Annotated in this window: 23 protein-coding genes; 9 read left to right on the plus strand and 14 right to left on the minus strand. The window is 63.5% G+C overall.

The genetic code is table 11. The features are described from left to right. Positions 1 to 363: Bug family tripartite tricarboxylate transporter substrate binding protein (locus AB4Z51_RS38610; RefSeq protein ID WP_441499210.1), on the plus strand; the 363-nt coding region annotated here is incomplete at its 5' end. A 75-nt stretch (positions 364 to 438) separates the two neighbouring features. On the opposite strand, the gene AB4Z51_RS38615 is transcribed toward AB4Z51_RS38610, so the two are convergent. The 3 genes from AB4Z51_RS38615 to AB4Z51_RS38625 all read right to left on the minus strand — a co-directional run bounded on the left by AB4Z51_RS38615 (position 439) and on the right by AB4Z51_RS38625 (position 3,206). After that, positions 439 to 1,275 carry a bifunctional allantoicase/(S)-ureidoglycine aminohydrolase gene (locus tag AB4Z51_RS38615; protein ID WP_259257989.1) on the minus strand — a complete coding sequence of 279 codons (837 nt, stop codon included), beginning with the start codon at positions 1,273 to 1,275 and terminating at the stop codon, positions 439 to 441. A gap of 62 nt (positions 1,276 to 1,337) precedes the next feature. Next, positions 1,338 to 1,847 (minus strand): ureidoglycolate lyase, encoded by a 510-nt coding sequence (locus AB4Z51_RS38620; RefSeq protein WP_259257990.1) that lies wholly within the window; start codon positions 1,845 to 1,847, stop codon positions 1,338 to 1,340. Between the two features lie 27 nt (positions 1,848 to 1,874). Beyond that, on the minus strand, positions 1,875 to 3,206 hold the full coding sequence (locus tag AB4Z51_RS38625; RefSeq protein ID WP_441499211.1) for a C4-dicarboxylate transporter DctA: 1,332 nt from the start codon (positions 3,204 to 3,206) through the stop codon (positions 1,875 to 1,877). 224 nt (positions 3,207 to 3,430) lie between these two features. Here AB4Z51_RS38625 and AB4Z51_RS38630 point away from each other — a divergent pair, with 224 nt between their 5' ends. Continuing rightward, a complete protein-coding gene (locus tag AB4Z51_RS38630) occupies positions 3,431 to 4,336 on the plus strand; it encodes a LysR substrate-binding domain-containing protein (RefSeq protein ID WP_441268421.1) in 906 nt (301 codons plus the stop codon). A 187-nt stretch (positions 4,337 to 4,523) separates the two neighbouring features. On the opposite strand, the gene AB4Z51_RS38635 is transcribed toward AB4Z51_RS38630, so the two are convergent. Continuing rightward, on the minus strand, positions 4,524 to 5,405 hold the full coding sequence (locus AB4Z51_RS38635) for a LysR substrate-binding domain-containing protein (protein ID WP_441499212.1): 882 nt from the start codon (positions 5,403 to 5,405) through the stop codon (positions 4,524 to 4,526). Positions 5,406 to 5,586: 181 nt separating this feature from the next. On the opposite strand from AB4Z51_RS38635, the gene AB4Z51_RS38640 reads away from it, so the two are divergent. Both AB4Z51_RS38640 and AB4Z51_RS38645 read left to right on the plus strand, forming a co-directional pair. Further along, positions 5,587 to 5,955: a nuclear transport factor 2 family protein gene (locus tag AB4Z51_RS38640; RefSeq protein WP_441268423.1), complete on the plus strand. Its 369-nt coding sequence runs from the start codon at positions 5,587 to 5,589 to the stop codon at positions 5,953 to 5,955. Between the two features lie 180 nt (positions 5,956 to 6,135). Beyond that, positions 6,136 to 6,816 (plus strand): MBL fold metallo-hydrolase, encoded by a 681-nt coding sequence (locus AB4Z51_RS38645; RefSeq protein WP_441268424.1) that lies wholly within the window; start codon positions 6,136 to 6,138, stop codon positions 6,814 to 6,816. Between the two features lie 50 nt (positions 6,817 to 6,866). On the opposite strand, the gene AB4Z51_RS38650 is transcribed toward AB4Z51_RS38645, so the two are convergent. Genes AB4Z51_RS38650 through AB4Z51_RS38660 form a run of 3 tightly spaced genes read right to left on the minus strand, consistent with a single transcriptional unit; the run spans position 6,867 to position 10,830 of the window. Next, positions 6,867 to 7,298, minus strand: a complete 432-nt coding sequence (locus AB4Z51_RS38650; protein ID WP_441268425.1) for a RidA family protein — start codon at positions 7,296 to 7,298, stop codon at positions 6,867 to 6,869. Positions 7,299 to 7,316: 18 nt separating this feature from the next. Then, positions 7,317 to 8,495 (minus strand): acyl-CoA dehydrogenase family protein, encoded by a 1,179-nt coding sequence (locus AB4Z51_RS38655; RefSeq protein ID WP_441268426.1) that lies wholly within the window; start codon positions 8,493 to 8,495, stop codon positions 7,317 to 7,319. Between the two features lie 16 nt (positions 8,496 to 8,511). Continuing rightward, positions 8,512 to 10,830 (minus strand): bifunctional salicylyl-CoA 5-hydroxylase/oxidoreductase, encoded by a 2,319-nt coding sequence (locus tag AB4Z51_RS38660; protein ID WP_441499213.1) that lies wholly within the window; start codon positions 10,828 to 10,830, stop codon positions 8,512 to 8,514. 290 nt (positions 10,831 to 11,120) lie between these two features. Between AB4Z51_RS38660 and AB4Z51_RS38665 the strand changes: the two genes are divergently transcribed. Next, on the plus strand, positions 11,121 to 11,624 hold the full coding sequence (locus tag AB4Z51_RS38665) for a MarR family winged helix-turn-helix transcriptional regulator (protein WP_028149405.1): 504 nt from the start codon (positions 11,121 to 11,123) through the stop codon (positions 11,622 to 11,624). A 12-nt stretch (positions 11,625 to 11,636) separates the two neighbouring features. On the opposite strand, the gene AB4Z51_RS38670 is transcribed toward AB4Z51_RS38665, so the two are convergent. Genes AB4Z51_RS38670 through AB4Z51_RS38700 form a run of 7 tightly spaced genes read right to left on the minus strand, consistent with a single transcriptional unit; the run spans position 11,637 to position 19,009 of the window. Next, positions 11,637 to 13,298 carry an ATP-dependent acyl-CoA ligase gene (locus AB4Z51_RS38670; protein ID WP_441499214.1) on the minus strand — a complete coding sequence of 554 codons (1,662 nt, stop codon included), beginning with the start codon at positions 13,296 to 13,298 and terminating at the stop codon, positions 11,637 to 11,639. A gap of 9 nt (positions 13,299 to 13,307) precedes the next feature. Further along, the gene (locus AB4Z51_RS38675; protein ID WP_441268429.1) at positions 13,308 to 14,465 is read right to left on the minus strand and encodes an ABC transporter substrate-binding protein; all 1,158 of its coding nucleotides are present in this window, start codon (positions 14,463 to 14,465) and stop codon (positions 13,308 to 13,310) included. A 57-nt stretch (positions 14,466 to 14,522) separates the two neighbouring features. After that, on the minus strand, positions 14,523 to 15,305 hold the full coding sequence (locus AB4Z51_RS38680; protein ID WP_441499215.1) for a cyclase family protein: 783 nt from the start codon (positions 15,303 to 15,305) through the stop codon (positions 14,523 to 14,525). Between the two features lie 35 nt (positions 15,306 to 15,340). Beyond that, a complete protein-coding gene (locus AB4Z51_RS38685; protein ID WP_441268431.1) occupies positions 15,341 to 16,582 on the minus strand; it encodes an SDR family NAD(P)-dependent oxidoreductase in 1,242 nt (413 codons plus the stop codon). Then, the gene (locus AB4Z51_RS38690; protein WP_441256666.1) at positions 16,579 to 17,757 is read right to left on the minus strand and encodes a thiolase family protein; all 1,179 of its coding nucleotides are present in this window, start codon (positions 17,755 to 17,757) and stop codon (positions 16,579 to 16,581) included. The genes AB4Z51_RS38685 and AB4Z51_RS38690 overlap by 4 nt, the downstream gene beginning before the upstream one ends. A 24-nt stretch (positions 17,758 to 17,781) precedes the next feature. Continuing rightward, positions 17,782 to 18,210: an organic hydroperoxide resistance protein gene (locus AB4Z51_RS38695; RefSeq protein ID WP_441268851.1), complete on the minus strand. Its 429-nt coding sequence runs from the start codon at positions 18,208 to 18,210 to the stop codon at positions 17,782 to 17,784. 16 nt (positions 18,211 to 18,226) lie between these two features. Continuing rightward, the gene (locus AB4Z51_RS38700; protein WP_441268432.1) at positions 18,227 to 19,009 is read right to left on the minus strand and encodes an aspartate/glutamate racemase family protein; all 783 of its coding nucleotides are present in this window, start codon (positions 19,007 to 19,009) and stop codon (positions 18,227 to 18,229) included. 619 nt (positions 19,010 to 19,628) lie between these two features. On the opposite strand from AB4Z51_RS38700, the gene AB4Z51_RS38705 reads away from it, so the two are divergent. The 4 genes from AB4Z51_RS38705 to AB4Z51_RS38720 are packed head-to-tail and all read left to right on the plus strand — an operon-like array spanning position 19,629 to position 24,340. Further along, on the plus strand, positions 19,629 to 20,777 hold the full coding sequence (locus tag AB4Z51_RS38705) for an ABC transporter substrate-binding protein (RefSeq protein ID WP_063984213.1): 1,149 nt from the start codon (positions 19,629 to 19,631) through the stop codon (positions 20,775 to 20,777). Between the two features lie 43 nt (positions 20,778 to 20,820). Then, entirely contained in the window at positions 20,821 to 21,864 is a 1,044-nt protein-coding gene (locus tag AB4Z51_RS38710) for a branched-chain amino acid ABC transporter permease (protein WP_014496274.1), read from the plus strand. Further along, positions 21,861 to 23,630 carry a branched-chain amino acid ABC transporter ATP-binding protein/permease gene (locus tag AB4Z51_RS38715; RefSeq protein WP_441268433.1) on the plus strand — a complete coding sequence of 590 codons (1,770 nt, stop codon included), beginning with the start codon at positions 21,861 to 21,863 and terminating at the stop codon, positions 23,628 to 23,630. The genes AB4Z51_RS38710 and AB4Z51_RS38715 overlap by 4 nt, the downstream gene beginning before the upstream one ends. Beyond that, positions 23,627 to 24,340, plus strand: coding sequence for an ABC transporter ATP-binding protein (locus AB4Z51_RS38720; RefSeq protein ID WP_014496276.1), 714 nt, complete (start codon positions 23,627 to 23,629; stop codon positions 24,338 to 24,340). The genes AB4Z51_RS38715 and AB4Z51_RS38720 overlap by 4 nt, the downstream gene beginning before the upstream one ends. Positions 24,341 to 24,952 lie beyond the last annotated feature (612 nt).

Raw genomic sequence — 24,952 nt, forward strand, 5'->3', positions numbered from 1 at the left:
TGCCGAATGCCGAACGTCATCAGCCTGATCAAAAGCGGCGATGCACGCCCGCTCGCGGTGGCCAGYGACAAGCGCATGACCGCGCTGCCGGATGTGCCGACCGCGGCGGAGGCGGGCCTCAAGAATTACGAGAGCGCCGCTTGGCTTGCTCTGCTCGCGCCCGCGAGCACAGGCAAGGCCGTGCTCGACAGGCTCTATGCGGCGATGGCGGAAGCCGTGAACGATCCGAAGGTGCGCGCCCTCTTCGTCGAGCAAGGCGCCGAGCCCATGGTGATGGACCCACAAGGCCTGAAGGATTTCATGACATCGGAAACGACGAAATGGGCTGCGGTCATCAAGAAGATCGGCATCGAGCCGATGTAACCCCGAGCTTTTGTGCAATTATCAGCATCGTCCGGATGATCCGTCCGCGATAGCTCGCCAAAAAGCGCCTCCAACTTACGCTGCCGTGAAGGGCCGCAGATCCATGTGCCGGTTGACATCCTTATAGAGGAGATAACGGAACCGACCTGGGCCCCCGGCGTAGCACGCCTGCGGACAGAACGCCCGCAGCCACATAAAATCTCCTGCCTCGACCTCGACCCAGTCCTGGTTGAGCCGGTAGACGGCCTTGCCCTCCAGAACGTAAAGACCGTGCTCCATGACATGGGTCTCTGTGAAGGGAATAGATGCGCCCGGCTCGAACGTGACAATATTGATGTGCATGTCATATCGGATATCGGCCGGATCGATGAAGCGTGTGGTCCTCCATCTCCCATCCGTATCTGGCATTAGCGTCGGTGCGACCGAGTCCTCGTTGGTCACGATGACGTCGGGGTGAGCAAGCCCCGGTACGCCCTGATACAGCTTGCGGATCCAATGAAAATGAGCGGGGCTCGAGCTGCGATTGCGAATACTCCAGCCGCGGCCGGGCGGAAGATAGGCAAAGGCCCCGGGCCGCAGCTCCCGCTCCTTGTCCGCCACCTCGAGGCTCAATTTGCCACCCGCGACGAACAGCGCGCCTTCGGCATCCTTGTCCGGCTCCGGCAACTCACTTCCCCCACCCGGTGCCACCTCCATAAGATAATGGGAAAATGTCTCGGCGAATCCGGAAAGCGGTCGCGCCAGCACCCACACACGCGTGTTATCCCAATGCGGCAGATGGCTGACGACGATATCGCGCTGCACCCCTCCTGGTATGACCGCATATGCGTTCGTGAAGACCGCCCGGCCGCTCAAGAGCTCCGTCTGGGCCGGATGGCCGCCCTGCGGCACGTGATAGGTTTGCGATGGCATGGTCGTGGCCTCCGATAGGTTTCCCGTGTGGTATGTCATTGCGCGGCTCTGCTTGCCGCGCGTCATTTTCCGAGAATGCTGTCCGGCGCAAGATCGAGCTGCATCATCTCTTCCAGCCAATATTCCTCAAGATTGTCGCCCCCGCCCTTCCGGTCGACGACGAAGAACGGACTGGAGTCTTCCAGAACAAGCAGCGGATGGTGCCAGCAGTTGCGGGCATAGTTTACGCCCTGGTGTCCCGTTACAGCGAAGGCCCGATAGGTCGAGGCGATATGCGGATCCGTGCAGACGACGATCAGCCAGTCCTTGCGGTTCAAGGGCATGAACAATTGACTTCCAAGCGGATGGCGCTCCATCAGCCGGATCGCGATCGGCGCAGGCCGGGTGGAGGCGACAAACCAACTGATGTTGATCTGTCCGCCTTCCGCGGTGACGTCGATCGTGGCGAGATCGTTGAAGCGCCGGGCATAGCCTTCGTTGATCGGCAGGGGCGTCAACCCATCCGTATCGACGACATCGCCAAACGGCGCAAATGCCTTCCTCGTTAGAGGCTCAATCGAAAGCGTCAGCATCGCCATATTCCAACCAACACTCGCGTTTCACGCCGTCTGTGCACTCGGGACGGGCTCATCTCCGCCGACGGCATCGACCAGCCCCTCACTTGAGGGATCAATCTCGCCGTTCAGGATACGATGTGCCTTTGCCCTGTCGATGTCGCCTTCCCAGGACGCGACGACGACGGTGGCAACGCAGTTTCCGACATAATTGCCGAGGGCGCGGGCAATGCCGATGAACCAGTCGACCGACAGGATGAGCACAAGGCCAATCGCCGGAATGGCAGGGATAGCGGCAAGCGTCGCGGCGAGCACCACGATGGCCGAGCCCGGAACGCCGTGCGCGCCCTTCGAGGTGAGCAACGCGATGCCAAGGATGGCCAGGAGATCGCCTGTCGCAAGCGGCGTGTTGGTCGCCTGTGCGATGAAGACTGCGGCCAGGGTCAAGTAGATGGAGAACGCGTCCAGATTGAACGAGTATCCGGTCGGTATCACCAGACCAACCGTCGACCGCTTGATGCCGAGCTGCTCGAGCTTTCGCATGGTTTGCGGCAGAACGCTGTCACCTGCGGCGGTGCCGAGAACGATCATCAGCTCTTCGCGCAAGTAGGCGAGCAACTTGAACAGGCTGAAGCCGGACAGTCGCATGATCGCGCCGAGCACCACGATCACAAACAGGACCACGGCCAGATAGAACAGGCCGACGAGCCCGCCGAGTTGCTTGAGCCAACCAACACCGTACTTCCCGACCGTGAAGGCGATGGCACCGAAGACGCCGATCGGCGCGAGCCGGACGACGAAATTCATCATCTTGAAGATGATTTCGTTCGCGCGCTCGATGAACTCGACGACCGGCTTCGCTCGCTCGCCGCACAAGGACACGGCGCAGCCGAACATGATCGAGACGATCAGCACCTGCAGGACGTCGCCGGAGCTGAAGGCCCCCACAATCGTCGAGGGGATGAGCTTCATCAGGAATTCGGAGACGCCGCCTCCCGCGACCTGAGCCGCGGTCTGGCTGAACCCGCTAAGGGCCTTGGCGTCGAGCGTCTTCGGGTCGATGTTCATTCCTGCGCCTGGCTCGAAATAGTAGGCAAGCCCAATGCCGAACACCAGTGCGACGGTGGTGACGATCTCGAAATACAGGAGAGAGCGGATGCCAACCCTTCCAACCTTCGACAGGTCTCCCGCCGCGGCGATGCCGTGCACGACGACGCAGAACACGATCACAGGCACCAGCATCTTGATCAGCTTGATGAAGCCGTCGCCGAGCGGCTTCATCTGAACGGCGAGGTCGGGATTAGCCATGCCGAGGGCGATGCCCAGCATGAGCGCAATGACGACCTGGAAGAAGAGTGACTTGAAGATCTTGGGCACGGCTTTTCCTCGCTTGGCTGGTCTTCGACTGACGCGGCTTGGTGGGCCTTCGGGCCTCCGCCTATCTTGTTGTTTGGTGGTGACGTGTCGTCGTACGCACAAAGGAGCGCGCTTGCCGTGATCGCGGACCGCGCCCGGCCCGCAGAGGGCTCCGTCGGGCATTCGTTGACCATCGCGGATCTCAAGTCCAATATATAGAACGACACGATTGATAGGTTTTCCAAATGGATCTCCGCCAGCTCCGATATTTCATTGCCGTCGCCGAAGAGCGCAGCTTCACCCTCGCCGCTCGGCGACTGAACCTTTCCCAACCACCGCTGAGCCAGCACATCCAGACGCTGGAGGCCGAGCTCAAGACGCAGCTTCTCCACAGGACCAGCCGCAGGGTCGAACTGACTAAGGCCGGCGAAGCCCTGCTGGGTCGAGGTCGCGCCATTCTCCAGCAGATCAAGCTCGCGGAAGACGAAGTTCAGTCGATCGGCGCTGGCCTTATCGGCACGCTTGACGTTGGTGCGACCGGCTCCATCCTGCGCGGTCGGCTGGCGGAACTGCTTGCCGCCTACCGAAAGGTTGCTCCGTCGGTGAGAACCACGGTGCATGAGCAGGCGCCTGCATTGCAGATCGCAGCACTCCTCAACCGCACGACCAACATTTGTCTCATTCGCAGCGTTCCGACCGAACACGGCCTGACCAGCAAGCTTGCCTGGCGGGAAGAGGTGGTCCTCGCACTGCCGCACGCGCACCCGTTGGCCGGGCGCAAGCGCGTTGCGCTTAGCGAACTAGCATCGGAGGATCACATCGTCCTCGACCCCAATAGCTCAGAGTTCGCACGCTACATCCAGAAATGCTGCGTCGATGCCGGCTTTTTGCCGCGGGTATCCCAGCAGGTCGTCGACGCCCAGTCGATTCCGAGCCTGATCGTGGCGGGCTTCGGCGTGGCACTGGTGCCCCAGTCCATTGCGCGCTTCACGACAGCCGACATTGTATTCCGGCCCATCAGACCCTCGCCACCCTCGGCCGATGTGTTCTTGGTGTTCCGAGAGGATGAGACGTCGATGGTCGTGCGCAATTTCATCAAATTGGCCGTTCGGTACCTAAGCCACCGCAAAAGCCCGAGGCAAGCCTCCTGAATGAGCACGACGGTCGTCGTCGCCATCGGCGGTCGGGTCCGGGTGGCTTCCGGACATCCCGGCGTTGAACGCTCGACAGATTGTCGACTGCTGCATCGCGACCCACGCGGGCCTTAATGGCGTTCGGATTGGATTTCAGCCTGATCGCCTTGATCGGCATTATGCAGTTCGTCGCGTCGAATTATGGTTAAGAGGCTCGCAGTGCGTTCGTTAGCGCAGACAGCGCAGCCGGCTGATGCTGACGACTGGGGTAATACATGAAGAACCCGGGAATTGGCGGCGTCCAATCCTCCAGCACACGAACAAGGCGACGTTTCGCAACATGCTCCGCGACCTGCTCTTCGAATGCGAGCCCCAGGCCGGCGCCAGCGAGTGCGGCCTGAATCACCAGGTGGGTATCATCGATGATGAGCGGGCCATTCACGCCGACCGTGACCGCCTGTCGTCCTTTCTCGAATTCCCACCTGTATGGACCGCCCGGAAGACGCAGGCTTATGCATCGATGGTCATTTAGATCCTTGGGTTTCCGGGGAATGCTTCGTGATGAAAAATAGCCGGGCGATCCGACCACCGCCAATCTCAACTCCTGGGTGACCCGCACCGCGATCATGTCTTTCTGAATGTACTCGCCAAGTTGAATACCGGCGTCGAACTCACCCGCAACGAGGTCGACGGGGCCAGTGACGGTAACAACGTCAAGAACGATGTCGGGGTAAGCTTCCGCGAACGCCGTGAGCCGCGGCAACAATACCATCACGGCAGCCGACCGGGACATTACAATCCGAAGGCGCCCTGCAGGCCGGTGCCGAACGTTTCGGGCTTCGTTGATGGCACGAGCAATCTGCTCGAGTGCCGGAGACAATTCCTTCAGGAGAGCTGCCCCTGCAGCGGTTGGCGCAACGCTCTTGGTCGTTCGAGCAAGAAGCTGCAGCTCGAGCCGTTGCTCAAGTCCGCGGATCGTGTGGCTCAGGGCAGACTGAGACACACCGATCTTTGCCGCAGCCCGCGTAAAGCTCCGTTCTCTGGCGACGATTGCAAACGTAGCAAGTTCGTTCAGCTCGTTTCTCATGATTTATGAATATTCCTCATAAGCCCATGTTGTTCAACACGTCTATCCTCATAAGCTACTTTGTCCTAGGTTCGGTCAGCAAGGAAGACTTGAGGCAACCTTCTGCAGGTTTCGGCCGGAGACGAAACTTTCCAGCCACGCGCAGTTTCTTCCCGTTCCAAACGTTATGGATAACAGGCCTATGGATACCGATGTTCGTGCATTGCGCTCACTGGCGCAGACCTATTTCGACAGTGCCTATGAAATGGATGCCGACAAATTCGCGTCTATATTCCATCCCTCGAGTTCCGTGACCAAGGTCGGCGACGACGGCAACGTGAGCGTGACGCCAATTGCGACGTGGCTGGCAGCTGTCCGTAATTTGAAAGCTCCGAAGCAACAGGGCCTGGAGCGCCAAGATCAGATCCTCTCCATTGACGTTGAAGGAGAGCTCGCGCTTCTGAAGCTGAAATTGCAAATTCCGCCGCGCTACTTCACCGACATGCTGTCGTGCTTGAAGGTCGACGGAACCTGGAAGATCGCTCAGAAAGTGATGACTTCGAAACTCTGACGGTTTCGGTGCCGTTTTGAGAAAGTGAATCAAACGCTCGTCAGGTTGTCCGTGAAAGCTCTATCACAAAGCCCCAACACCTTGGGCTGCGCTTCGGGATCATGGAGGATTTGGTCACTCTCTGATGGATATGTCGACCTGCCCGCCGAATCCCTCAAACATCCAAACGAAAAACCATGCATGCAGACCGAACCGCCTCAGCGGGACGCTTCGCTGGTTCGATTATCGGTCAACTGCTTCCTATTCGATCGCTCTGGCATGGATCGCGTCTTGATCGATTGTGGAGCCGGCGCGAGCTGGGACCCGTCCATGGGTCACCTCGTGGAGGCGATGGCGGAGGCAGGCATCGACACGTCATCGGTCACGATGATCGCCCTCACTCATGCTCATGGCGACCACATCAATGGTCTCCTGATGCCTGACGGTCGACGAGCATTTAATGGCCTGAGGAAGATCGTGATAGGGGAAGACGCCGTCGAGGAGTTTCTTGCCGAGCCCGTGCTGGAGCAGTTTCGTTCGCTCCTTGCCCCAGTTAACGGAGGAGATCGGCTGGCCGATCATTTACTGGCGGTGGATATACCTGGGCACGCTCGGGGCCATATGGGTTATCTCCTCAACACTGACGAGGACGATGTCTTGTTCTGCGGCGACCTTATCCACGTTCCCGCCGCACAGTTTGCTCGTCCCGAGCTTACCTGGGCCTATGACGATGACGAAGCCGTGGCGAGGGCTACCCGGATCAGGTTGCTCCGGGACGCAGCAAATGCGCAGACGTGGCTGGCCGGCGCTCATTTAGGTCGACCAGGCATCGGCAGAGTGGTCGAAGAAGGGCAAGGATATGCGTTCGTTCCGGTCGCATAGCGGCCCATAAGTCCGCGCGAAGGGCGGCAGCACCTTCACGCACGCCCTCGTCAGCGCGGGACGACGGCAGTCGCTTCGATCTCGACGCGCGCGGATGGCTCGACGAGGCGCACCACCTGCACGAGCGCCATACTGGGGTAGTGGGTGCCAACCACCTCGCGATAGGCCTTGCCGAGCGCCTTCAGATTCGCGGTGTATTCATCCATGTCGACGACATACCACGTCAGGCGCACGAGATGGTCCGGCCGGGCGCCGCCTTCCGCCAGGATCGCAACGATGTTTTCGAGCGTCTGCCGAACCTGCGCGACAAACCCGTCGGCGAACCGACCTGCGATATCCCAGCCGACGACACCACCCGTCACAACGAGACGTCCTTCGGCCATCATGCCGTTGGCATATCCCTTCGGCTGCGGCCAGCCGCCGGGCTGAAGCACTTGCAGACCGCTCGTCGCGGCGGCCTCTGGCTTTTTCATCGTACTCATGCGGAGTTCTCGACCCTCTCAGCGCGGCTTCAGGAGATCGCGCGCGACAATCAGTTTCTGGACCTCGGTCGCGCCCTCGTAGATGCGCAGCGCGCGGATTTCGCGGTAGAGGCTTTCGACGATCTCACCCTTGCGCACGCCGCGGCCGCCGAACATCTGGACGGCGCGGTCGATGACGCGCTGCGCGGTTTCGGTTGCCGTCAGCTTCGCCATGGCAGCTTCGCGCGTCGTCGGAAGCCTCTGGACATCGCGGCGCCAGGCCGCGCGGTAAGTCAGCAGTGCGGCAGCATCGGTGTCGGTCGCCATGTCGCCAAGCGCGGCCTGGGTTAGCTGGAGATCTCCCAACGTCGCACCGAACATGTGCCGGCTGCGCGCATGCGACAGCGCTTCGTCCAGTGCACGACGGGCAAAGCCGAGGGCTGCGGCTGCGACAGACGCCCGGAAGATATCGAGGGTCTGCATCGCGAGCTTGAACCCGCCGCCCGGCGCGCCGAGGCGACGGCTCGCCGGAACCCGGCAATTGGTGAAGCGCAACGTCGCCAGCGGATGCGGCGCGATGACGTCGATGCGGTCGGCGATGCCGAAGCCGGGATCATCCGGGAAGACGACAAAGGCCGAGATGCCGCGAGCGCCCGGCGCCTCGCCCGTTCGCGCAAACAGCGTGTAGACGTCGGCAATACCGCCGTTGGAGATCCAGGTCTTCTCACCGTCGATGACGTAGTCGTCGCCGTCGGCGCGCGCGGTGCAAGACATCGCCGCGACGTCCGATCCCGCCTCCTTCTCGGACAGCGCGAAGGCCGCCAGCCATTCGCCGGCGCGAACTTTCGGCAGCACGGCCTTGCGCAGGTCCGCCGAGCCGCCGAGCGCGATCGCGCCGGAGCCGAGCCCCTGCATGGCGAAGGCGAAATCGGCGAGGCCATCGGCATAGGCCAGCGACTCCCGCGACAGGCAGATCGAGCGTGAATCGATCGTCGTCGCATCGCCGTCGGGCGCCGCGACGGCGCAATCGAGCACCCCCGCCTCGCCCATCGCGCGCACCAGCTTGCGGCAGGCGCCATCGACATCAGTGTGATCGATTGTGTCGAGAGCCCCCGACTGCACGAAGCGGTCGAGCGCCTCGCCGACCGCATGATGGCACGGCTCGAAAAACGGCCAATCGAGCCATTCGCGCCGGATCACTTTCGCCGTGGAGCTCATCTGATCCCTCCTCCGCTCATTGCGCGCCAGCTGCCGCCGCGCGCGCCAGATTGGTTTCGTATTGTCCCTTGGCGGACAGATATTGCTTCGGCCACTCGACCTTGGTGATGCCGATGCGCGCGGCTTCGTGCAGCGTCCAGGCCGGGTCGGCAAGATGCGGCCGCGCGATGGCGCAGAGATCGGCGCGGCCGGCCGCGAGAATCGAATTGGCGTGATCGGCCTCGGAGATCGCACCGACTGCGATGGTCTCAATGCCGACCTCGTTGCGGATCAGGTCGGCGAACGGCGTCTGGAACAGGCGTCCATAGATCGGCCGCTCGTCCTTCCAGACCTGCCCCGACGAACAATCGATCAGGTCCGCCCCGGCCTCCTTGAACATCGCAGCGAAGACCGCCGCATCGGCCGGAATGTTACCGCCGTCGGTCCAATCATGGCAGGACAGGCGCACCGACATCGGCCGGTCGGACGGCCACACCGCGCGCATCGCCTTGAACACCTCCAGCGGAAAGCGCGCGCGGTTTTCATGGCTGCCGCCGTATTCGTCCGTGCGCCGGTTGGTCAGCGGCGACAGGAAGCTCGACAGCAGATAACCGTGCGCGCAATGGAGCTCGAGCCATTCGACGCCGGCGGCAGCGGCACGACGTGTTGCCGCGACAAAATCGTCGCGCACGCGTTCCATGTCGCTGCGGTCCATCGCCCGCGGCAACTGGCTGTGGGGCAGATACGGCAGGGCTGAGGCCGAGATCAGCGGCCAGTCTCCGGATTCAAGGGGTTGATCGATCCCTTCCCAGGGCACCCTGGTCGCGCCCTTGCGGCCGGCGTGGCCGAGCTGAATCCCCACCTTGGCATGCCCGACGCCATGGACGAGCTCGACCAAGCGGCGCCACTGCGCCGCCTGCGCATCGTTCCAGAGCCCGAGGCAGCCCGGCGTGATCCGCGCATCGGGCGAGACGCAGGTCATCTCGGCGAAGACCAGCCCGGCGCCGCCCATGGCGCGCGCGCCGAGATGAGCGACGTGGAAGTCGTCGATGAGCCCGTCCTGCGCCGAATACATCGCCATCGGCGAGACCATGATCCGGTTCGCAAGGGTCAGTCCCCGCACACGGTGCGGTGTCAGCATCGGCGGCGGCACCCGCTCGCCATCCTTGACCGCAATGCCCGACCGCGCGGCGAACCAGCGCTCAAAACCTTCCAGCCAGGTTCGATCACGCAGGCGAAGGTTTTCGTGGCTGATGCGCTGCGAGCGCGTCAGCATCGAATAGAAGAATTGCGGCGGCTCGAGCGTATCGGCATAGCGGTGGCCGACCACCTCGAACCATTCCATGGCGTTGCGCGCCGCATTCTGGATGCGCGCCACGTCGACGCGGCGCACCTCCTCGTACGCGTCCAGCACGGTTTCGATGCCGGCGCGACCGTGGCCATGGCGATCGAACTGGTTGGCAAGCTCGATGGCGTCGTCGAGCGCGAGCTTGGTGCCCGAGCCGATCGCGAAATGCGCGGTATGCGCGGCGTCCCCCATCAGCACGACATGAGACTTGCCGTTGAACACGCTCCATTTGCCGCAGATCAGGCGGCTGAAATTGAGCCAGGCCGAGCCGCGCAGATGGCGCGCATTGGTCAGGAGCTTCGCGCCATCGAGCGTCTCGGCGAAGATCTTTTCGCAGAACTCGATCGAGGCCTGCTGATCGAGCTCGCCAAGCCCGTGGGCGTTGTAGGCTTCTTCCGTGGTCTCGACGATGAAGGTCGAGGTCTCCGCATCAAACTTGTAGATGTGCGCCTGGAACCAGCCGTGCTCGGTCTTCTGAAAATCAAATGTAAAGGCGTCGAACGCCTTCTTGGTGYCGAGCCAGATGAAGCGGTTGGGCCGGATCACCATGTCGGGCTGGAATTGCTCGGCATAGCGAGCGCGGATCCTGGAATTGACGCCGTCACAGGCGACGATCAGGTCGGCGTCGGGGTATTCGAGATCGGATTCGACCTCGCGCTCGAAGACGAGCTCGACACCCAGCGCTTCACAGCGCCGCTGAAGAATATTGAGCAGATGCTTGCGCCCGATACCGATGAAGCCATGGCCCGTCGTGCGCTGGCGCGTCCCCTTGAAGACGAGCTCGATGTCGTCCCAGTGATTGAAGGCGTCCTCGATCTCGGCCGCGCTCTCGGGGTCGGCAAGGCGCATCGCGGACATCATGGCATCCGAGAACACGACGCCCCAGCCGAACGTGTCGTAGGGCTTGTTGCGCTCGACGACCGTGATGACATGCTCCGGGTGCCGGCGCTTCATCAGCAGGCCCAGATAGAGACCGGCCGGGCCGCCGCCGATACAGACTATGCGCATGATCCCTCGCTTTCGCGCGTCGCGCCGTGTGCCGAGCTTTCACCCAAATTATTTTAAGCATAAAATATTTCCTCGGCGCGCGTCTTGTCAAGGCGGTTCTGCAAAGACCCGGCCCACGGGCTGGTCTCCGCGGCGTCGATCTGGAGATTCAGTGTAAATTGGACACACGGCAGCGCCGATTCCGAGCCGCTCGGGCGCAGCCTTGAATTTACTTTTGGCACGAACTATCTTGCCAATGACCACGACAGCTGCGCCGGCTTTCGTCAGGCCACCAAGCCCGGGAGATTCGATTGGCACTCGCGAAGGAGTCCACGCCTGTTTCAAAGAATGGGGCGGATCAGGACGCCGAGTACAGGGCTCAAACGCGGGTCTGGCTCCGGCTGCTCGCCTGCACGACCCTGATCGAAGGCGAGTTGCGGCGCCGGTTTCGCGAAGAGTTCGATTTCACGATGCCCCGCTTCGATGTTCTGGCCCAGCTCGACCGCGAACCGAGCGGGCTTGTGCTGGGAGAATTGCCCAAGCGCCTGATGGTCTCGGCCGGGAACCTCACGCCGATCGTGGACCGCCTGGTCGAGGACGGATACATCACGCGCACGCCCTCGAACCTCGACCGCCGCGTGCAGATTGTCTGCATGACGGTCGAAGGCCGCAAGACCTTCAGACGGATGGCCAAGAGCCACGGCGCGTGGCTTGCCGAGCTGCTGGCGGATTTCCCGGCGGACCGGTTCGACGGATTGATCGGCGAACTCGACGACCTCAAGGGTGCCGTCAGGGACGCCCTGCAAAAACCCTGAGCGGACCGACAGTCAGCGCCGCACCTTCACTCCGGCCGCCTCGCGATCCCAGGTATCCGTGGTGATGCCCGCCTCGCGCAGCACGCCCTTCTTGATCTTGCCGTTCTCAGTCAACGGCATCTGGCTCAGAATGCGCACATAGCGCGGGATGGCGAAATAGGCGATCTGCCCTTCGCAATGCCTGACGATGTCGACGGGCTCCAGCGATTGGCCCGGTTCGAGCAGGATCGCAGCCGCAACCTCGTCCTCGCCCAGCTCCGACGGCAGCGGGTAGATCGCACAGGCGGCGACCGCGGGATGGGACTGGATGGTCTGCTCGACCTCCCATGAGGATACGTTCTCGCCACGCCTGCGGATGGAATCCTTCATGCGGTCGATGAAGCGATAATGTCCGTCAGCATCGCGAACGACCCGATCGCCCGAGTGAAACCACAGATTTCGCCAGGCCTCGACCGTCTTCTCCGGCATGCCGAAATAGCCGGTGGCGAAAGCAAAGGGTTCTCCGGCGCGAAGCACGAGCTCGCCGGCCTGCCCGTCAGGAAGCGCTGAATCGTTTTCATCGACGATCCGCGCCTCGATTCCGTCGGCCAGATAGCCCATCGTTCCCGGACGATCCGACGGGATCGTGCCCGCGAACACGAAATTGGTCTCGGTCGACCCGTAGCCGTCGACCAGCGGCACGCCAAACCGCTGAAGGAACGGACCGTGGATTTGCGGCGGTACGCCGCCGCCAAGCGCAACGCGAAGACGATGCGCCTTGTCGTTCGCATTCTTCGGCTGCGCCAGCAGCATCGACGCCATCGCACCGAGCAGATAGCCGACCGTCGCCTTATGCCGTTGCGCGGCGGCCCAAAAGCCGGACGCGGAGAATTTCGGCTCCAGCACGTAGGTGCAGCCGTTCAGGAGCGCCTGATAGAACGCATTGAGCGCGTTGGTGTGAAACAGCGGCAGTGTCGTGAACAGCACATCGCCCTCGCGGACGCCGAGCGCCCGCGCCGAATAAATGCCCCACCAGAACAGCTGCGCCTGCGGACAGCACACACCCTTCGCTGGCCCTGTCGTGCCCGAGGTGTAGAGGATCGCAACGGTATCGCCGGGACGCACGGCACCCGCCGAGGCTGYGGCTCCGAGCGCCGGCAACGGTACGGCGGAAAGCCGGGCATCGACTGCACCGGCGGCAGCTCCGACGATCCAGGCGCGAGGTGGCAGGTCGACACCCGCCTCGACACTCTCGATCGCGTCGACGAACTGAGCCTCGACGACGAGGAGCGCGGGACGCGAATTGCGGAAGATGTGGGAGAGCTGGAAGCCGCGCAGCGCGGTATTGATCGGGACCGCGATGGCGCCAAGCCATGCGCAGCCGAGATAGACCTGCAGGAACTCCGGACGGTTCGAACACATCAGCGCGACCCGATCGCCCGGCCTGATCCCGGCGTCGACGAGCGCCTGGGCCGACGCGGCCGCGATCGCCGCGGTCTGCCCAAAGCTCCAGCGCGTCTCACCGGCGTCGAGCAGCACGCGCTCGCCATAGCGCTCGGCCTGCCGCGTGAGCATCGTTGAGAGGATGCGGTCCGACGGCGGAAACGACGTCACTGCACACGCCCAGGCCGGCGTCACGTTCTCCCGGCCGACCGCGTCGCTGACGTTCACCGGCGCGTTCTCCGTCACGATCATGCTCCCGTCTCAGGGCAACAGCTTGTATTTGCCGTTCTCAATCTGGACCATGACGCGCGAGCGATCGTCGACGCCGTGCCGATCCGCCGGCGTGTAGGTGTAGACGCCCTGCGTCCCGACGACCTCCTTGGTCGTGAACAGCGCCTGACGAAGCGCGGTGCGGAATTCCGGCGAACCGGGCTTGGCACCGGTTGCCATCGCGCGCTTGGCGGCATCGGCGAAGACGAGCCAGCCGTCGAAGGAATAGGACGAGAATGAATCCGTCGGCGCCTCGCCGTTGGCCTTCTCGAAGGCAGCGCGGAAATCCAGCGCCACCTTCTGGATCGGATTGCTGGACGGAAGCTGCTCCGCCGCGGTCACGGGTCCGGTCGGGCAGATGATGCCGTTGGCGGCCTTGCCGGCGAGACGCAGGAAATCGGCGCTGATCAGTCCATGATTGCCGTATAGCGGCCCTTTATATCCGCGCTCGGACAAGGCGATGACCGGCAGCGCGCCGGGCGTTCCAGTGCCGCCGAGCATGATGGCGTCGGGACGTGCGGCGAGTGCTCGCAGCACCTGAGCCGTGACCGAAGAATCCGATCTGGCGTAGCGTTCGTTGGCAATGATCTTGATGTCGGTCATCTTCACACTCTGCTCGAGCGAGTTGTACATGAGGTCGCCGAACGCATCGGAGAAGCCGATGAAGGCAACGGTCTTCAAGCCCTTCGCCTTCATGTGGTCGACGATGCCTTGCACCAGAAGCGGCGTCGGCTGCGGCGTCTGGACGACCCAGGGGCCGCCGTCGCCCGGCGGCACCGGCGCGATCGGGGAGACTGCGATCATCGGCACTTTCATCTCGATCGCGGCGGTCGCCATCGCCAGGGTCTGCGGCGCGCCCGACGTTCCGATCAGGATATCGACCTTCTCCTGCTCGACGAGCTTGCGCGCGTTGCGCGCCGAAGCGGTGGCATCGGAAGCGTCGTCGAGTTGGATGACGCGGACCTTCTCGCCGCCGATCTCACCGACATAGGCCTCTCCCGCGGCGATGCCCTTCGCATTCGGGATGCCGATCGAGGATACCGGCCCGCTGAGACCGGTGACGAAGCCGACGAGGATCTCGGCCTGAGCAATTTGCGGGACGGCGAGAAGCAATGCAGTGGAAGCCAGCAGGCTCTTGATCAAGTTCATGGCACCTGTCTTTCGTGAGGATGTCTTATTCCGATTGGCAAGCGCCATGGATTGGATTCAGGTCGACGCAACCAGCGCGATGACGCGAAGCGGACTGCCGGAGCCGTTCTGGATCTTCAGCGGCGAGGCCACGATGACGGCGCCTGTGGCCGGAAGCTGATCCAGGTTGCACAGGCATTGCAGGCCGTAGCGTCCGGCGCCGTGCAGGAAATGATGCGCCGGATAAGGCGGCTCGAAATGACCGGCCTGCCCCGCATCCGTACCGATGGTCTCGGTGCCGAACCCGATGACGCCGCGCTCCTCCACCAGCCACTTCATGACGGCCGCGTTGGGGCCGGGCGTGTGTGCGCCGTCATCCCTGAGATTGGAATAGTCGCGCCAGCCCTTCTTCGACCAGTCGGTCCTGAGCAGCACCCAGTTCCGCTCGGGGATCCGGCCGTGCTTTGCTTCCCAGGCTTCGACGAGCGGGACGGTCAGCAGGAAATCGGGATCCTGCGCCGCCTGCGCGGAGCAGTCGATCACACAGGCCGGCGCGATCATGTCCTTGGTCGGCATCGTGTCGACGGCATTGTTCGGCAGGTTCTTGCCCGTGAACCAGTGGATCGGCGCGTCGAAATGCGTGCCGGTGTGCTCGCCGAACGTGACGTTGTTCCAGTACCAGGCCGGACCGCGACCATCATAACGCGAGATTTCCTGGATGCGGACCGGCGCGGCCTGGCCGAACTCCGGCGGCAGCACGATGACCGGAAAATCCGGACTGAGCGTAAATGTCAGATCGACGACGCGCACCGCGCCGGAAGAAACCGCACCCGCCAGCTCCAGGAGATTGTTGTTCTGCATCGTCACGTCCTCCGGCTTGGTTGAAATCCCGCTTGTCACCTGTCCAGCTCGCGCTCGAGCGCTTTCGGATTGGCCGCGAGACGTTGCCGGATTTCTTCGGCGACATCTCCGACATACATCTCCTCGAGCCCGCCTTTGAGACCCGACACGATCGCCTGCGCGATTGCGCGCGGCGCGACCTTCGGCGGCGGTACGGTCTGGAACCACTCGGTGTCGACGGGCCCGGTGAACAGATTCATCACCCTGACGCCGCCGGGCCTGAGTTCGGCACGGAGGCAGTGCGAGAGCGACAGGCACGCCGCTTGCGAGGCCGAGTAGGCGCCAAAGGCAGGCCAGTTCGCCAGCGCGTGGACCGAGAGAATGTTGACCCACGCGGCACTGTTGTTGAGGCCATCGGCACCCCGCATCCGCATGGCAGGGCCGAAGGCCTGTGCGAGGTTGATGAAGCCGAGATAGGCTTGGTCGATCTCGTCACGCGCGATGCTCGTGCCCCTGCGGTCGAGCAGGCCGCCCGGCCGCACATATTCCGTCGTGTTGACGAGGATGTCGACCTTGCCGCCGATGTCGGCCGCGAGATCGGCCGTAGATTTCTCGTCGGCGGCGTCAAGGGTCACGATTTCGATTCCGTCCTGACCGCGCAGCAGCTGCTCGCCGGCGAAAGGCCGCCACGGTTCGGCAATGCCGACGAACACCGTCTTGGCGCCTGCGGCCTTCAAGGCTGCGACGGCCTCCTGACCGATCACGCTCCGACCGTTGGTCACCAGCACGCGCCGGAATTTCGGATCGGCCGTCATTTCCCGCCATTGCTTGTCGTCTGCCATGTTGGGAGTCCCCCCCTCGGGATGGGCAAAGGCCACTGCCTGGCCGCTCTTGTCGAGTTGAAACGACATGCGGACCGGTGCCCTCTCCACGCAGTCGGCATGGAGGTGCGTCACAATCGTCGGACCGCATTCCATCTTCACGAGGCCGATGCGCCAGGGCGCCCGTTCGCGGAAATAGACATCGCTCGGCACGCGCGCAGTCGTTTCGGCAAGAAGAATACCTCGTCGTGGCGCATCGACGAAGGCAAGGCCGGCCGACAGGCAAGACGGACAGGCCTCCCGCGCCGGATAAGCAAAAGAACCGCAGGCGTCACAGCGTTGCAGCATGAAGCGGCCCTCGGCGGCTGCCCGCGTAAACCCATGCGACGTCCTGCTGCGCGGTCGCGGCGGCGAAGCAGGCAGCCGCGTCCGCAACAGCGGGTTCTTGCGCCGGGGCGGCTTGATCGGCTCTATCATCGCGACGGCCCTGCAAAGATCGCGGCGCCCGAGGCGAGACCACGGTCATAGTTGATCATACCGAACCCCGAGGCCAAGGCGAGGCTCGCATTCGTGACCTGGGTGGGGCCTGCAGTCCCCAGAACCTGCCGAAGTCCCTCGACGAGACCGAGATAGGCGCCGGCGGCGCCGGCCTGCCCAGCCGAGAGCTGTCCGCCCGAAGTATTGTGCGGAAAGTCACCGTCGATGGTGAGATCGTGCTGGCGCACGAACTCGGCCCCCTCCCCCTTGTTGCAGAAGCCGAGATCCTCGAACTGCATCATCGTGATGACGGGGTAATCGTCATAGGTCTGCACGACATCGAGATCGTCGGGCTTCACGCCGGCCATCGCATAGAGCTCGCCGACGTCCATTGCCCAGCCGCCGCGGACCTGCATCGGATCATCAGCAAAGGCGTTGTGCCGCTCGATCGTCGAAAGCAGCCGTGCTGCCGTCAGCCCGAGCGAAGCCGCGGTCTCGTCCCGCATCACCAGGAAGGCCTCGGCGCCGGCGCATGGCATCACGCAGTCGAAGAGATGGATGGGATCGGAGATCGGCCGTGCCGCCAGATACTGCTCCATCGTCAGGGGCGTCTTCATCAGCGCATGCGGGTTGCGCAGGGCATTGGCGCGCTGGGCGACGGCGATCCTGCCGACATCTTCACGCGTGACGCCGAAGCTCCGCATATAGTTGCGCGCAATCAGCGCGAAGCTCGCATTGGCGCCGCCCGCGCCATAGGGATAGACGGCATCCTGGTTGAAGCGCGAGAAGTTCTCCAGCGTCAGCCGGAAGGAATCGACGTGGTTGGTATCGCCGGCGATGCACGCCACGATGTCGGCGTCGCGCGCCTGAACCGCGCGCGCCGCTTTTCGCAAGCCTGCGATGGCGCTGGCGCCACCGAGCGGAATCGTATCCAGCCATCGCACGCAGAGCCCGAAATGCTGCGTCAGCCCGATCCCGCTGTCGGTGCCCATGGTGAAGCTGGAGACGCACAGACCGTCGATGTCGGAAGCCTTGATGCCGGCCTGCGCAACGAGCGTACTCAGTGCCCGGCCGATCCACCACTGTGCACTCTCGATGGAGTAGCGCACATAGGGAATCGTGACGGGCGCCGCAATCACGACGCCGTCGTACGGTGTGCGCAAGGTATTGGTCACCAACCGCCCGCCTCGTTCATTGTCTCAGATGACCGTCAGCTTCACGGCAATATTGCCGCGGGTTGCATTCGAATAGGGACAGCGCTCGTGCGCGCCCGCGACGACCTCCTCGGCCACCGACCTCTCGACACCGGGCAGATTGACCTTCAGTTCGATGGCGAGCGCATATCCGACGGGAACCGGCCCCATCGCAACCTTCGCGGTCACTGACGGCTCAGCGGATGGGACGCCCGTCCGGGTGCGCGCGACGAGCTTGACCGCACCGAGAAAGCAGGCAGCGTAACCGGCCGCAAAGAGCTGTTCGGGGTTGGTGCCTTCGCCCCCGGGACCGCCCAGCGATTTCGGCACGGACAGCGATACCGACAACAGGCCGTCGGCGCTAGCGGCCTTGCCGTCCCGGCCGCCGATCGCCGTCACCTCGGTCTCGTACAGGATCTTTTCGGGAGTCATCATCATTCACTCTCCAGTCCTAGCGGCTGTTGCGAGCAAGCAGTGCGCGGAAATCGTCGCGCGCCTGGGCGCTGGCTCGCTTGAAGCTCGGCCCGCGGCTGGGCTCGGTGCCATTGAGCTGCCGGAGCTGCACCCACATCTCGGCACTTTTCAGCGCCACCGCCGCGCAATTGACCACCGGCGCGTGCCCGACCTTCAGGCCATGCTCCCTTCCGATCAGAAGGCCCGGCAGTACGCCGGCGGGGATAACGACGTCGGCGCCGTGCTCGATCAGCGGGCGTGCGCAGGCGACAAAGTCCTTGATCATGCGGGCTTGCGCGGCCTCATCTCCGTCAAAGGCATCGGCGAAATCCGCCGGCTTGCAGCCAAGGCCGGTCACATGGACCACGCGATCGCCGAGGCCATAACGCTCGGCCTGCTCGTAGTGCCAGACCTCGAAGACGGGATCGAGCGTCACAAGGCCGAGCCTCCGACCGAGCTGAGAGGCCGCCAGCAACGTCGCCTCGCCAGTCCCGATCACGGGGATGTCGAGCGCCGAACGCAACTCGTAGAGTCCGGGATCCTGGAAATGTCCCATCACGAAGGCGTCGAACCCGCCCTCCTCGGCTGCGATGCCGTTGTCGATCGCCTGGACGGCGCAGCGCAATTCCGCGAGCCGTCCGAACTCCCGGTCGGGCGGCGAAATGCCCTCGACGTGAACTGTCGTGCCCGATGCAGCGATGTTGTTGAGGTATTCCGACAGCCGCGCCATGTAGGGCGCGTTCACGCTCGCATCAACGAAGCTCTGCCAGAAGATGCGCATCGTCCTTCTCCTCAGGCGGTGATCGGAGGATCGGTCGTCGACGGCCGATAAATATATTTCAATCATAAACTAATTCACGCGTCAAATGCACTCGGCGTCGCCACCGACGGCCAACGCCACCGCAAGGGAAGCCCGGCCTTTTCGTACGCTCGATCGGCATTGAGCCGCCRCACTCTGGCGAAATTGTATGCAACAACATTTTTTCTGACAGAGCCGTGACACGTGTTGACGGCTCCACCAACAATACTTTAGGCTTTAAGTAATTCCTCGCCGGCCAGGGACCGGTGGATGTTGCAGGGCACCGATTTTGAGAGACTCGATCGTGTGGACAGTCRCCGTGCTCGAACAGCCGGCAGCAACAGCATCGCCGGCCGCGCATCGCGGCCGGGCCAACGGCCTTTCGTTGCTTCGGGAAAGTCCCGCCCGCATCTGCCGATGGGCCTGTCGTTCGAGCGGCAACCAGCGCCATGGCCGCTGAGATCCGGCCGAGCAAACCCTCTTCGGGAGCGCCCGGATTTCGGCGCTGCAGCAATGCTTTCAATCAGTTCGTTCGTCGTTCGGGCTCCCCGCACGGCAGCTTCGAGGCATTCCTATCCAGCACCAACGGAGGAGAACGCGTATGCGCAAGACTCTGAGCCTACTCGCACTTGTCGCCGGACTCTTCGCAGCGCCGGCTGCGCAGGCCGACATCACCATCGGCTTCGTCACCTCGCTGAGCGGCAACGGCTCGTCGATCGGAATCCCCTATGGGCGCGGCATCAATGCCGCCTATGAATACAGGAAGACCATCAACGGCGAGACCATTCGCCTGATCCAGCTCGACGACGGCTCCGACCCGTCGGCCGCGACCCGCAATGCGCGCAAGCTGGTGGAAGAAGAGAAGGTGGACCTCCTGATCGGCACGGCCACGGCGCCCTCGACCATCGCCATGGCGGCGGTGGCGAGCGAGCTGAAAGTGCCGATGATCGCGGTCTCGCCGATCGGCAAGCTGCCGGATACGCCGGAGCAGTGGGTGGTGTCGGTGCCGCAGCCGGCCTCTCTCCTCGTCAAGATCGTCGCCGACCGCATGAAGCGCGACGGCATGAAGAACATCGGCTATGTCGGCTTCTCCGATGCCTGGGGCGACCTCGTCTACAACGGCGCCAAGGCCGCCGAGGCCGCCGGCGACATCAAGATTCAGACCAACGAGCGCTATGCCCGTACCGACACCTCGGTCACCGCGCAGATTCTCAAGGTGATGGCCGCACGTCCCGACGCCGTGCTGGACGGCGGCTCGGGTACGCAAGGCGCGCTGCCGCTCCTCACGCTCGCCGAGCGGGGCTTCAAGGGAAACACCTACGGCACGGTGGCACTCGTCAATCCGGACTTCGTCAACGTCGGCGGCAAGGCGGCCGACGGCATTCAGGTCTCCGCGGGTCCCGTGATCGTCGCCGAGCAGCTTCCCGACGAGCACTTTGCCAAGAAGATCGCGCTGGATTTCCGCAGCGTATACCAGAAGACGCATAACATCCCGACCACCGACGGCTTCTCCGCCTATTCCTTCGACGCCTGGCTGATCTTCGCCAACGCCGCCGAGCGCGCGTTGAAGACCGCCAAGCCCGGAACGGCGGAATTCCGCACGGCGCTGCGGGAYGCGATCCTCAGCACCAAGGAGCTGCCGGGCGTGCATGCCGTCTACAATTTCAAGCCCGGTGCGGTCACCGGTGTCGACGAGCGCTCGCTCGTCGTGGTGCGCCTGACCGGCGGCGCCTGGAAGTACGCGCCATAACCGGATCAATGGCCCCGGCATCACAGGGAGCAACGACGTCTCAATGACGAGCGACATTGCAGCCATTCTCGCGATCGACGGGATCGCCACCGGGGCCGTCTATGCCCTGGTGGCGATCGGGACCGTCCTGATCTTCACGGTGACGCGAGTCATCTTCATTCCCTTCGGCGACATCGCGGCCTTCACCGCGCTGACGCTTGCCGCCCTCGACGCGAAGCGCTTTCCCGGCACGGGAGCGCTGGTTGTGATCCTGGCCTGTCTTGCGACCCTGATCGAGATCATCTCGCTGGTGCGCTCCGGCGAACTCCGGCTGCTGCCCCGCGCGCTGTCCTTCTATCTCCTGCTTCCGCTCGCCGTGGTCGGTGCAGCCTGGCTTGTCATGCGCCTGGACCCGCCGCTTGCCGTCAGGCTCGTGCTGGCGCTGATGCTGATCACGCCGATCTCCCCGCTTCTGGATCGGATCGTCTTCCGTCCCATCGCTGACGGCACCGTGCTGTTGTTGCTGACGGTGTCCGTGGCGCTGCATTTTGCGCTGGTCGGCCTCGGCCTGTTGTTCTTCGGGCCCGAAGGGGTCCGAACCGAGCCGCTGACCTCGCTCTCGACCGAGTTCGCGGGCGTGCTGATCTCGGGCCAGACCATGCTGATCGTGATCGCGGCCCTCGTTTTCAGCGGCCTCCTCTACCTCTTCTTCGACTTCACGCTGGTCGGAAAATCGCTACGCGCCACGGCCGTCAACCGGACCGGCTCCCGGCTGATGGGAATACGCCCCGCCCGCGCCGGCACGATCGCCTATCTGCTGGGATCGCTGATGGCCGGCGTATCCGGCATCCTGATCGCTCCTGTTAACACCGTGTTCTACGATTCCGGCTTCCTGATCGGCCTCAAGGCCTTTGTCGGCGCCATCGTCGGCGGCATGACCAGCTATCCCGGTGCGGCGATCGGCGCCGTCGGCGTCGGCATCCTCGAAAGCTTCGCCTCCTTCGAGAGCAGCGCGCTCAAGGACGTCATCGTCTTTTCGCTGCTGATCCCGATCCTGATCTGGCGATCCCTCGCCTCGCTGCATTCCGAGGAGGAAATCGAGGAATGACGCGCCTCCACATCCAGCTTGCCGCCATCCTCGCCGTGCTGTGTCTTGCGATGGCTCCCTTCGTTCTCAGCCCGTTCAGCATCACGCTGATGAACTATATCGGCATCTATTCGCTGGTCGCCATTGGTCTTGCACTCCTCACCGGCGTCGGCGGCATCGTGTCGTTCGGTCAGGCGGCGTTCGTGGGCGTCGCGGCCTATGCAACCGCGTGGGTCTCCGCGTTGAACGGGTACTCCCCGTGGCTCGGCCTCGTGTTCGGCGTGGTGCTGACCTGCGGCGTCGCAACCGTTCTCGGCGTCGTCACCCTGCGACTTCAGGGCCATTTCCTGTCGCTCTCGACCGTCGCCTGGGGCCTTGCGATCGGCTTCCTGTTCGGCAATGTCGAGGGGCTCGGCCGCTTCAACGGCATCTCGTCGATTCCGCCGATCAGCTTCGGTTCGATTGCGCTGGTCACGAGCGCCCAGATCTATTTCCTGATCTGGGGTATCGTCGCCGCAGTGCTTTTCCTCGGCTACAACCTGCTGGACTCCCGGCTCGGCCGCGCCATGCGCGTGCTCCGCGGCGGCAACACGCTCGTCGAGAGCCTCGGCATCAACGCTTTCCGCATCAAGCTCGTGACCTTCGTGATCGCGGCCTTCCTCGCCTCGCTCTCCGGCTGGCTCTACGCACATATGAGCCGCTTCATCAGCCCGGGTCCGTTCGATGCCGGCATGGGCATCGAATATCTGATGATGTCGATGGTCGGCGGCGCCGGCAGCCTTCTCGGCGGCGTCGTGGGGGCCGCGGTGGTCACGCTGCTCAAGAACAGCGTGCAGGATTATCTGCCGCTGATCGCCAAGGGTGCCTCCGGCCAGCTCGAGATCGTCGCCTTCTCCGCGCTGTTCATCCTGTTCCTGCAATGGGCCCGGCAGGGCATCGTTCCCTTCGTCGCCCGCTATCTGCCCAAGGCCCGGCGCGAGCGACCTCAACCGGCGCCGCCCCTGCCCCGTCGCGCGCAACCGACGCCCGGGGAGCTTCTTCTGAAAGTGGATGGCGCCGAGCGCCGGTTCGGCGGCCTCGTCGCGGTCAACAACGTCAGCTTCGAGGTCCGCGCCGGCGAAATCCTTGCCGTCATCGGCCCCAACGGCGCCGGCAAGAGCACGATGTTCAACTGCCTGACCGGGGCGCTCCGGGTCAACAAGGGCGAGATCGTCTTTGCGGGACGCCCGATCACGCATGACGCGCAGTCCCGCATCGCCAAGGCCGGCGTCGCCAGGACCTTCCAGCATGTGAAGCTGCGCCCGCGCATGAGCCTGCTGGAAAACGTGATGCTCGGCACCTATGCGCGCACGAGCACCGGCCTGTTCGCCGGCGCCTTCCGCCTCAACGGGCGCGAGGAAGCCAGTACCCGGCACGAGGCGCTGATGCAGCTCGAACGGGTCGGGCTCGGCGACAAGCCGTTCGAGCTCGCGGGCAATCTGCCGCTCGGCAACCAGCGCATCCTGGAAATCGCGCGTGCGCTGGCCGCGGACCCGACGCTGCTGGTGCTGGACGAGCCGGCCGCCGGCCTTCGCCGCCAGGAGAAGCTGCGGCTCGCGGAACTGCTCAGGTCGCTGCGGGCAGACCATCTGACCATCCTGATCGTCGAGCATGACATGGAGTTCGTGATGTCGCTGGTCGACCGCATCGTGGTGCTCGATTTCGGCTCAAAACTCTGCGAAGGCGCGCCGGCCGCGATCCGCAGCGACGAACGAGTCCAGGAAGCCTATCTCGGAGGCGTCGCGTGAGCGAGATGCTGTCCATGACGGATGTGACGGTCTGCTACGACAATGTCGAAGCGGTCCGCAACGTGTCGCTGTCGGTCGAGGAAGGTCAGATCGTCACCGTCATCGGCCCGAACGGTGCCGGCAAGACAACGCTGCTGATGGCGGCCATCGGCCTTCTGGCCTCTCGCGGGCGCATGGTCTTCCAGGGTCACGACATCGGCAGGATGTCGGTCGAAGATCGCGTCGAGCGCCGGCTGTGCCTGGTGCCGGAGAAGCGCGAGCTGTTCTCCGACATGACGGTCGCGGACAACCTCCTGCTCGGCTCCTACAGCCTGCGCGACCGCTCGGGCGTCCAGAAGACGCTGGACGAGGTCTATGATCGCTTCCCCCGGCTGAAGGAACGGCAGCGCCAGGCGGCAGGCACGCTCTCCGGCGGCGAGCGCCAGATGCTCGCGCTCGGCCGCGCGCTGATGGCCAAGCCGAAACTGCTCATGCTGGACGAGCCGAGCCTCGGCCTCGCGCCGCTGATCGTGCGCGAGATCTTTCGCACCATCGCGTCCCTGCGCGATCTCGGCGTGTCGATCCTGCTGGTCGAGCAGAACGCCCGCGCCGCGCTTGAGACAGCCGACTACGGCTATGTGCTCGAGACCGGCGAGGTCGTGCAGTCAGGTCCGGCCAAGGATCTCATCCACGACCCCCGGCTGATCACGGCCTATCTAGGTGGACACTAGAGCGAGCCGGGATCAGGCCCGGCGAGCCACACAACAAAAATATCGAAAAACAACCCCATGCACAGTAGCTGGCGACAGCGATATCAATGGTTTGATACCCAGTAACTGCGGATTTAACGAAATCAACTTGATCCGTCGGGCAAAACAGTGGCACAATGCCATCATCGCTGCCCATGGATAGCCGATGGCTTTCATCGCCAACTCGGACATCCCAGTTACAAGGGGATCAGCAAGCTAAAGCCCGCCCGCGACAATTGGGAACGGTGGAGCACACCATCACCCGATGAAATGGCGTCGCCTGCGCACCCACATCTTGGGCGACAGCAAAGGCTAATCAATGATGCTCTAGTCGGCGCGATAAATCGAACATCAGTTGCGCTCCATTTTGAATCCGCATTTTGGCACAAAGTGCATATTACGTCCGGCCTCGCCGACGACCGCTATTGGCTCATGGCAGACCTATCGTGGCCGTCTGCTTGATGTCGGCTTTTGACCCTGGCTGTGTGAAAAGCCACGAGTCGGTTACGATTCCTCCGTTTCCTGATGGGGGATGTGGATGGGACGCTTCGTTGAAGGCGCGGACAGATCCCAGCTGACGCTCTTGCCGGAATG

The organism is Bradyrhizobium sp. 2TAF36 (assembly GCF_052114925.1).
GTDB lineage: Bacteria > Pseudomonadota > Alphaproteobacteria > Rhizobiales > Xanthobacteraceae > Bradyrhizobium > Bradyrhizobium barranii.

Bases quoted from the DNA above. Each gene is read 5' to 3' on its own strand.
- AB4Z51_RS38615 (WP_259257989.1), bottom strand. From the start codon at position 1,275: ATGCCATCGCAAACCTATCACGTGCCGCAGGGCGGCCATCCGGCCCAG.
- AB4Z51_RS38620 (WP_259257990.1), bottom strand. From the start codon at position 1,847: ATGCTGACGCTTTCGATTGAGCCTCTAACGAGGAAGGCATTTGCGCCG.
- AB4Z51_RS38630 (WP_441268421.1), top strand. From the start codon at position 3,431: ATGGATCTCCGCCAGCTCCGATATTTCATTGCCGTCGCCGAAGAGCGC.
- AB4Z51_RS38635 (WP_441499212.1), bottom strand. From the start codon at position 5,405: ATGAGAAACGAGCTGAACGAACTTGCTACGTTTGCAATCGTCGCCAGA.
- AB4Z51_RS38640 (WP_441268423.1), top strand. From the start codon at position 5,587: ATGGATACCGATGTTCGTGCATTGCGCTCACTGGCGCAGACCTATTTC.
- AB4Z51_RS38645 (WP_441268424.1), top strand. From the start codon at position 6,136: ATGCAGACCGAACCGCCTCAGCGGGACGCTTCGCTGGTTCGATTATCG.
- AB4Z51_RS38650 (WP_441268425.1), bottom strand. From the start codon at position 7,298: ATGAGTACGATGAAAAAGCCAGAGGCCGCCGCGACGAGCGGTCTGCAA.
- AB4Z51_RS38655 (WP_441268426.1), bottom strand. From the start codon at position 8,495: ATGAGCTCCACGGCGAAAGTGATCCGGCGCGAATGGCTCGATTGGCCG.
- AB4Z51_RS38675 (WP_441268429.1), bottom strand. From the start codon at position 14,465: ATGAACTTGATCAAGAGCCTGCTGGCTTCCACTGCATTGCTTCTCGCC.
- AB4Z51_RS38680 (WP_441499215.1), bottom strand. From the start codon at position 15,305: ATGCAGAACAACAATCTCCTGGAGCTGGCGGGTGCGGTTTCTTCCGGC.
- AB4Z51_RS38685 (WP_441268431.1), bottom strand. From the start codon at position 16,582: ATGATAGAGCCGATCAAGCCGCCCCGGCGCAAGAACCCGCTGTTGCGG.
- AB4Z51_RS38695 (WP_441268851.1), bottom strand. From the start codon at position 18,210: ATGATGACTCCCGAAAAGATCCTGTACGAGACCGAGGTGACGGCGATC.
- AB4Z51_RS38700 (WP_441268432.1), bottom strand. From the start codon at position 19,009: ATGCGCATCTTCTGGCAGAGCTTCGTTGATGCGAGCGTGAACGCGCCC.
- AB4Z51_RS38710 (WP_014496274.1), top strand. From the start codon at position 20,821: ATGACGAGCGACATTGCAGCCATTCTCGCGATCGACGGGATCGCCACC.
- AB4Z51_RS38715 (WP_441268433.1), top strand. From the start codon at position 21,861: ATGACGCGCCTCCACATCCAGCTTGCCGCCATCCTCGCCGTGCTGTGT.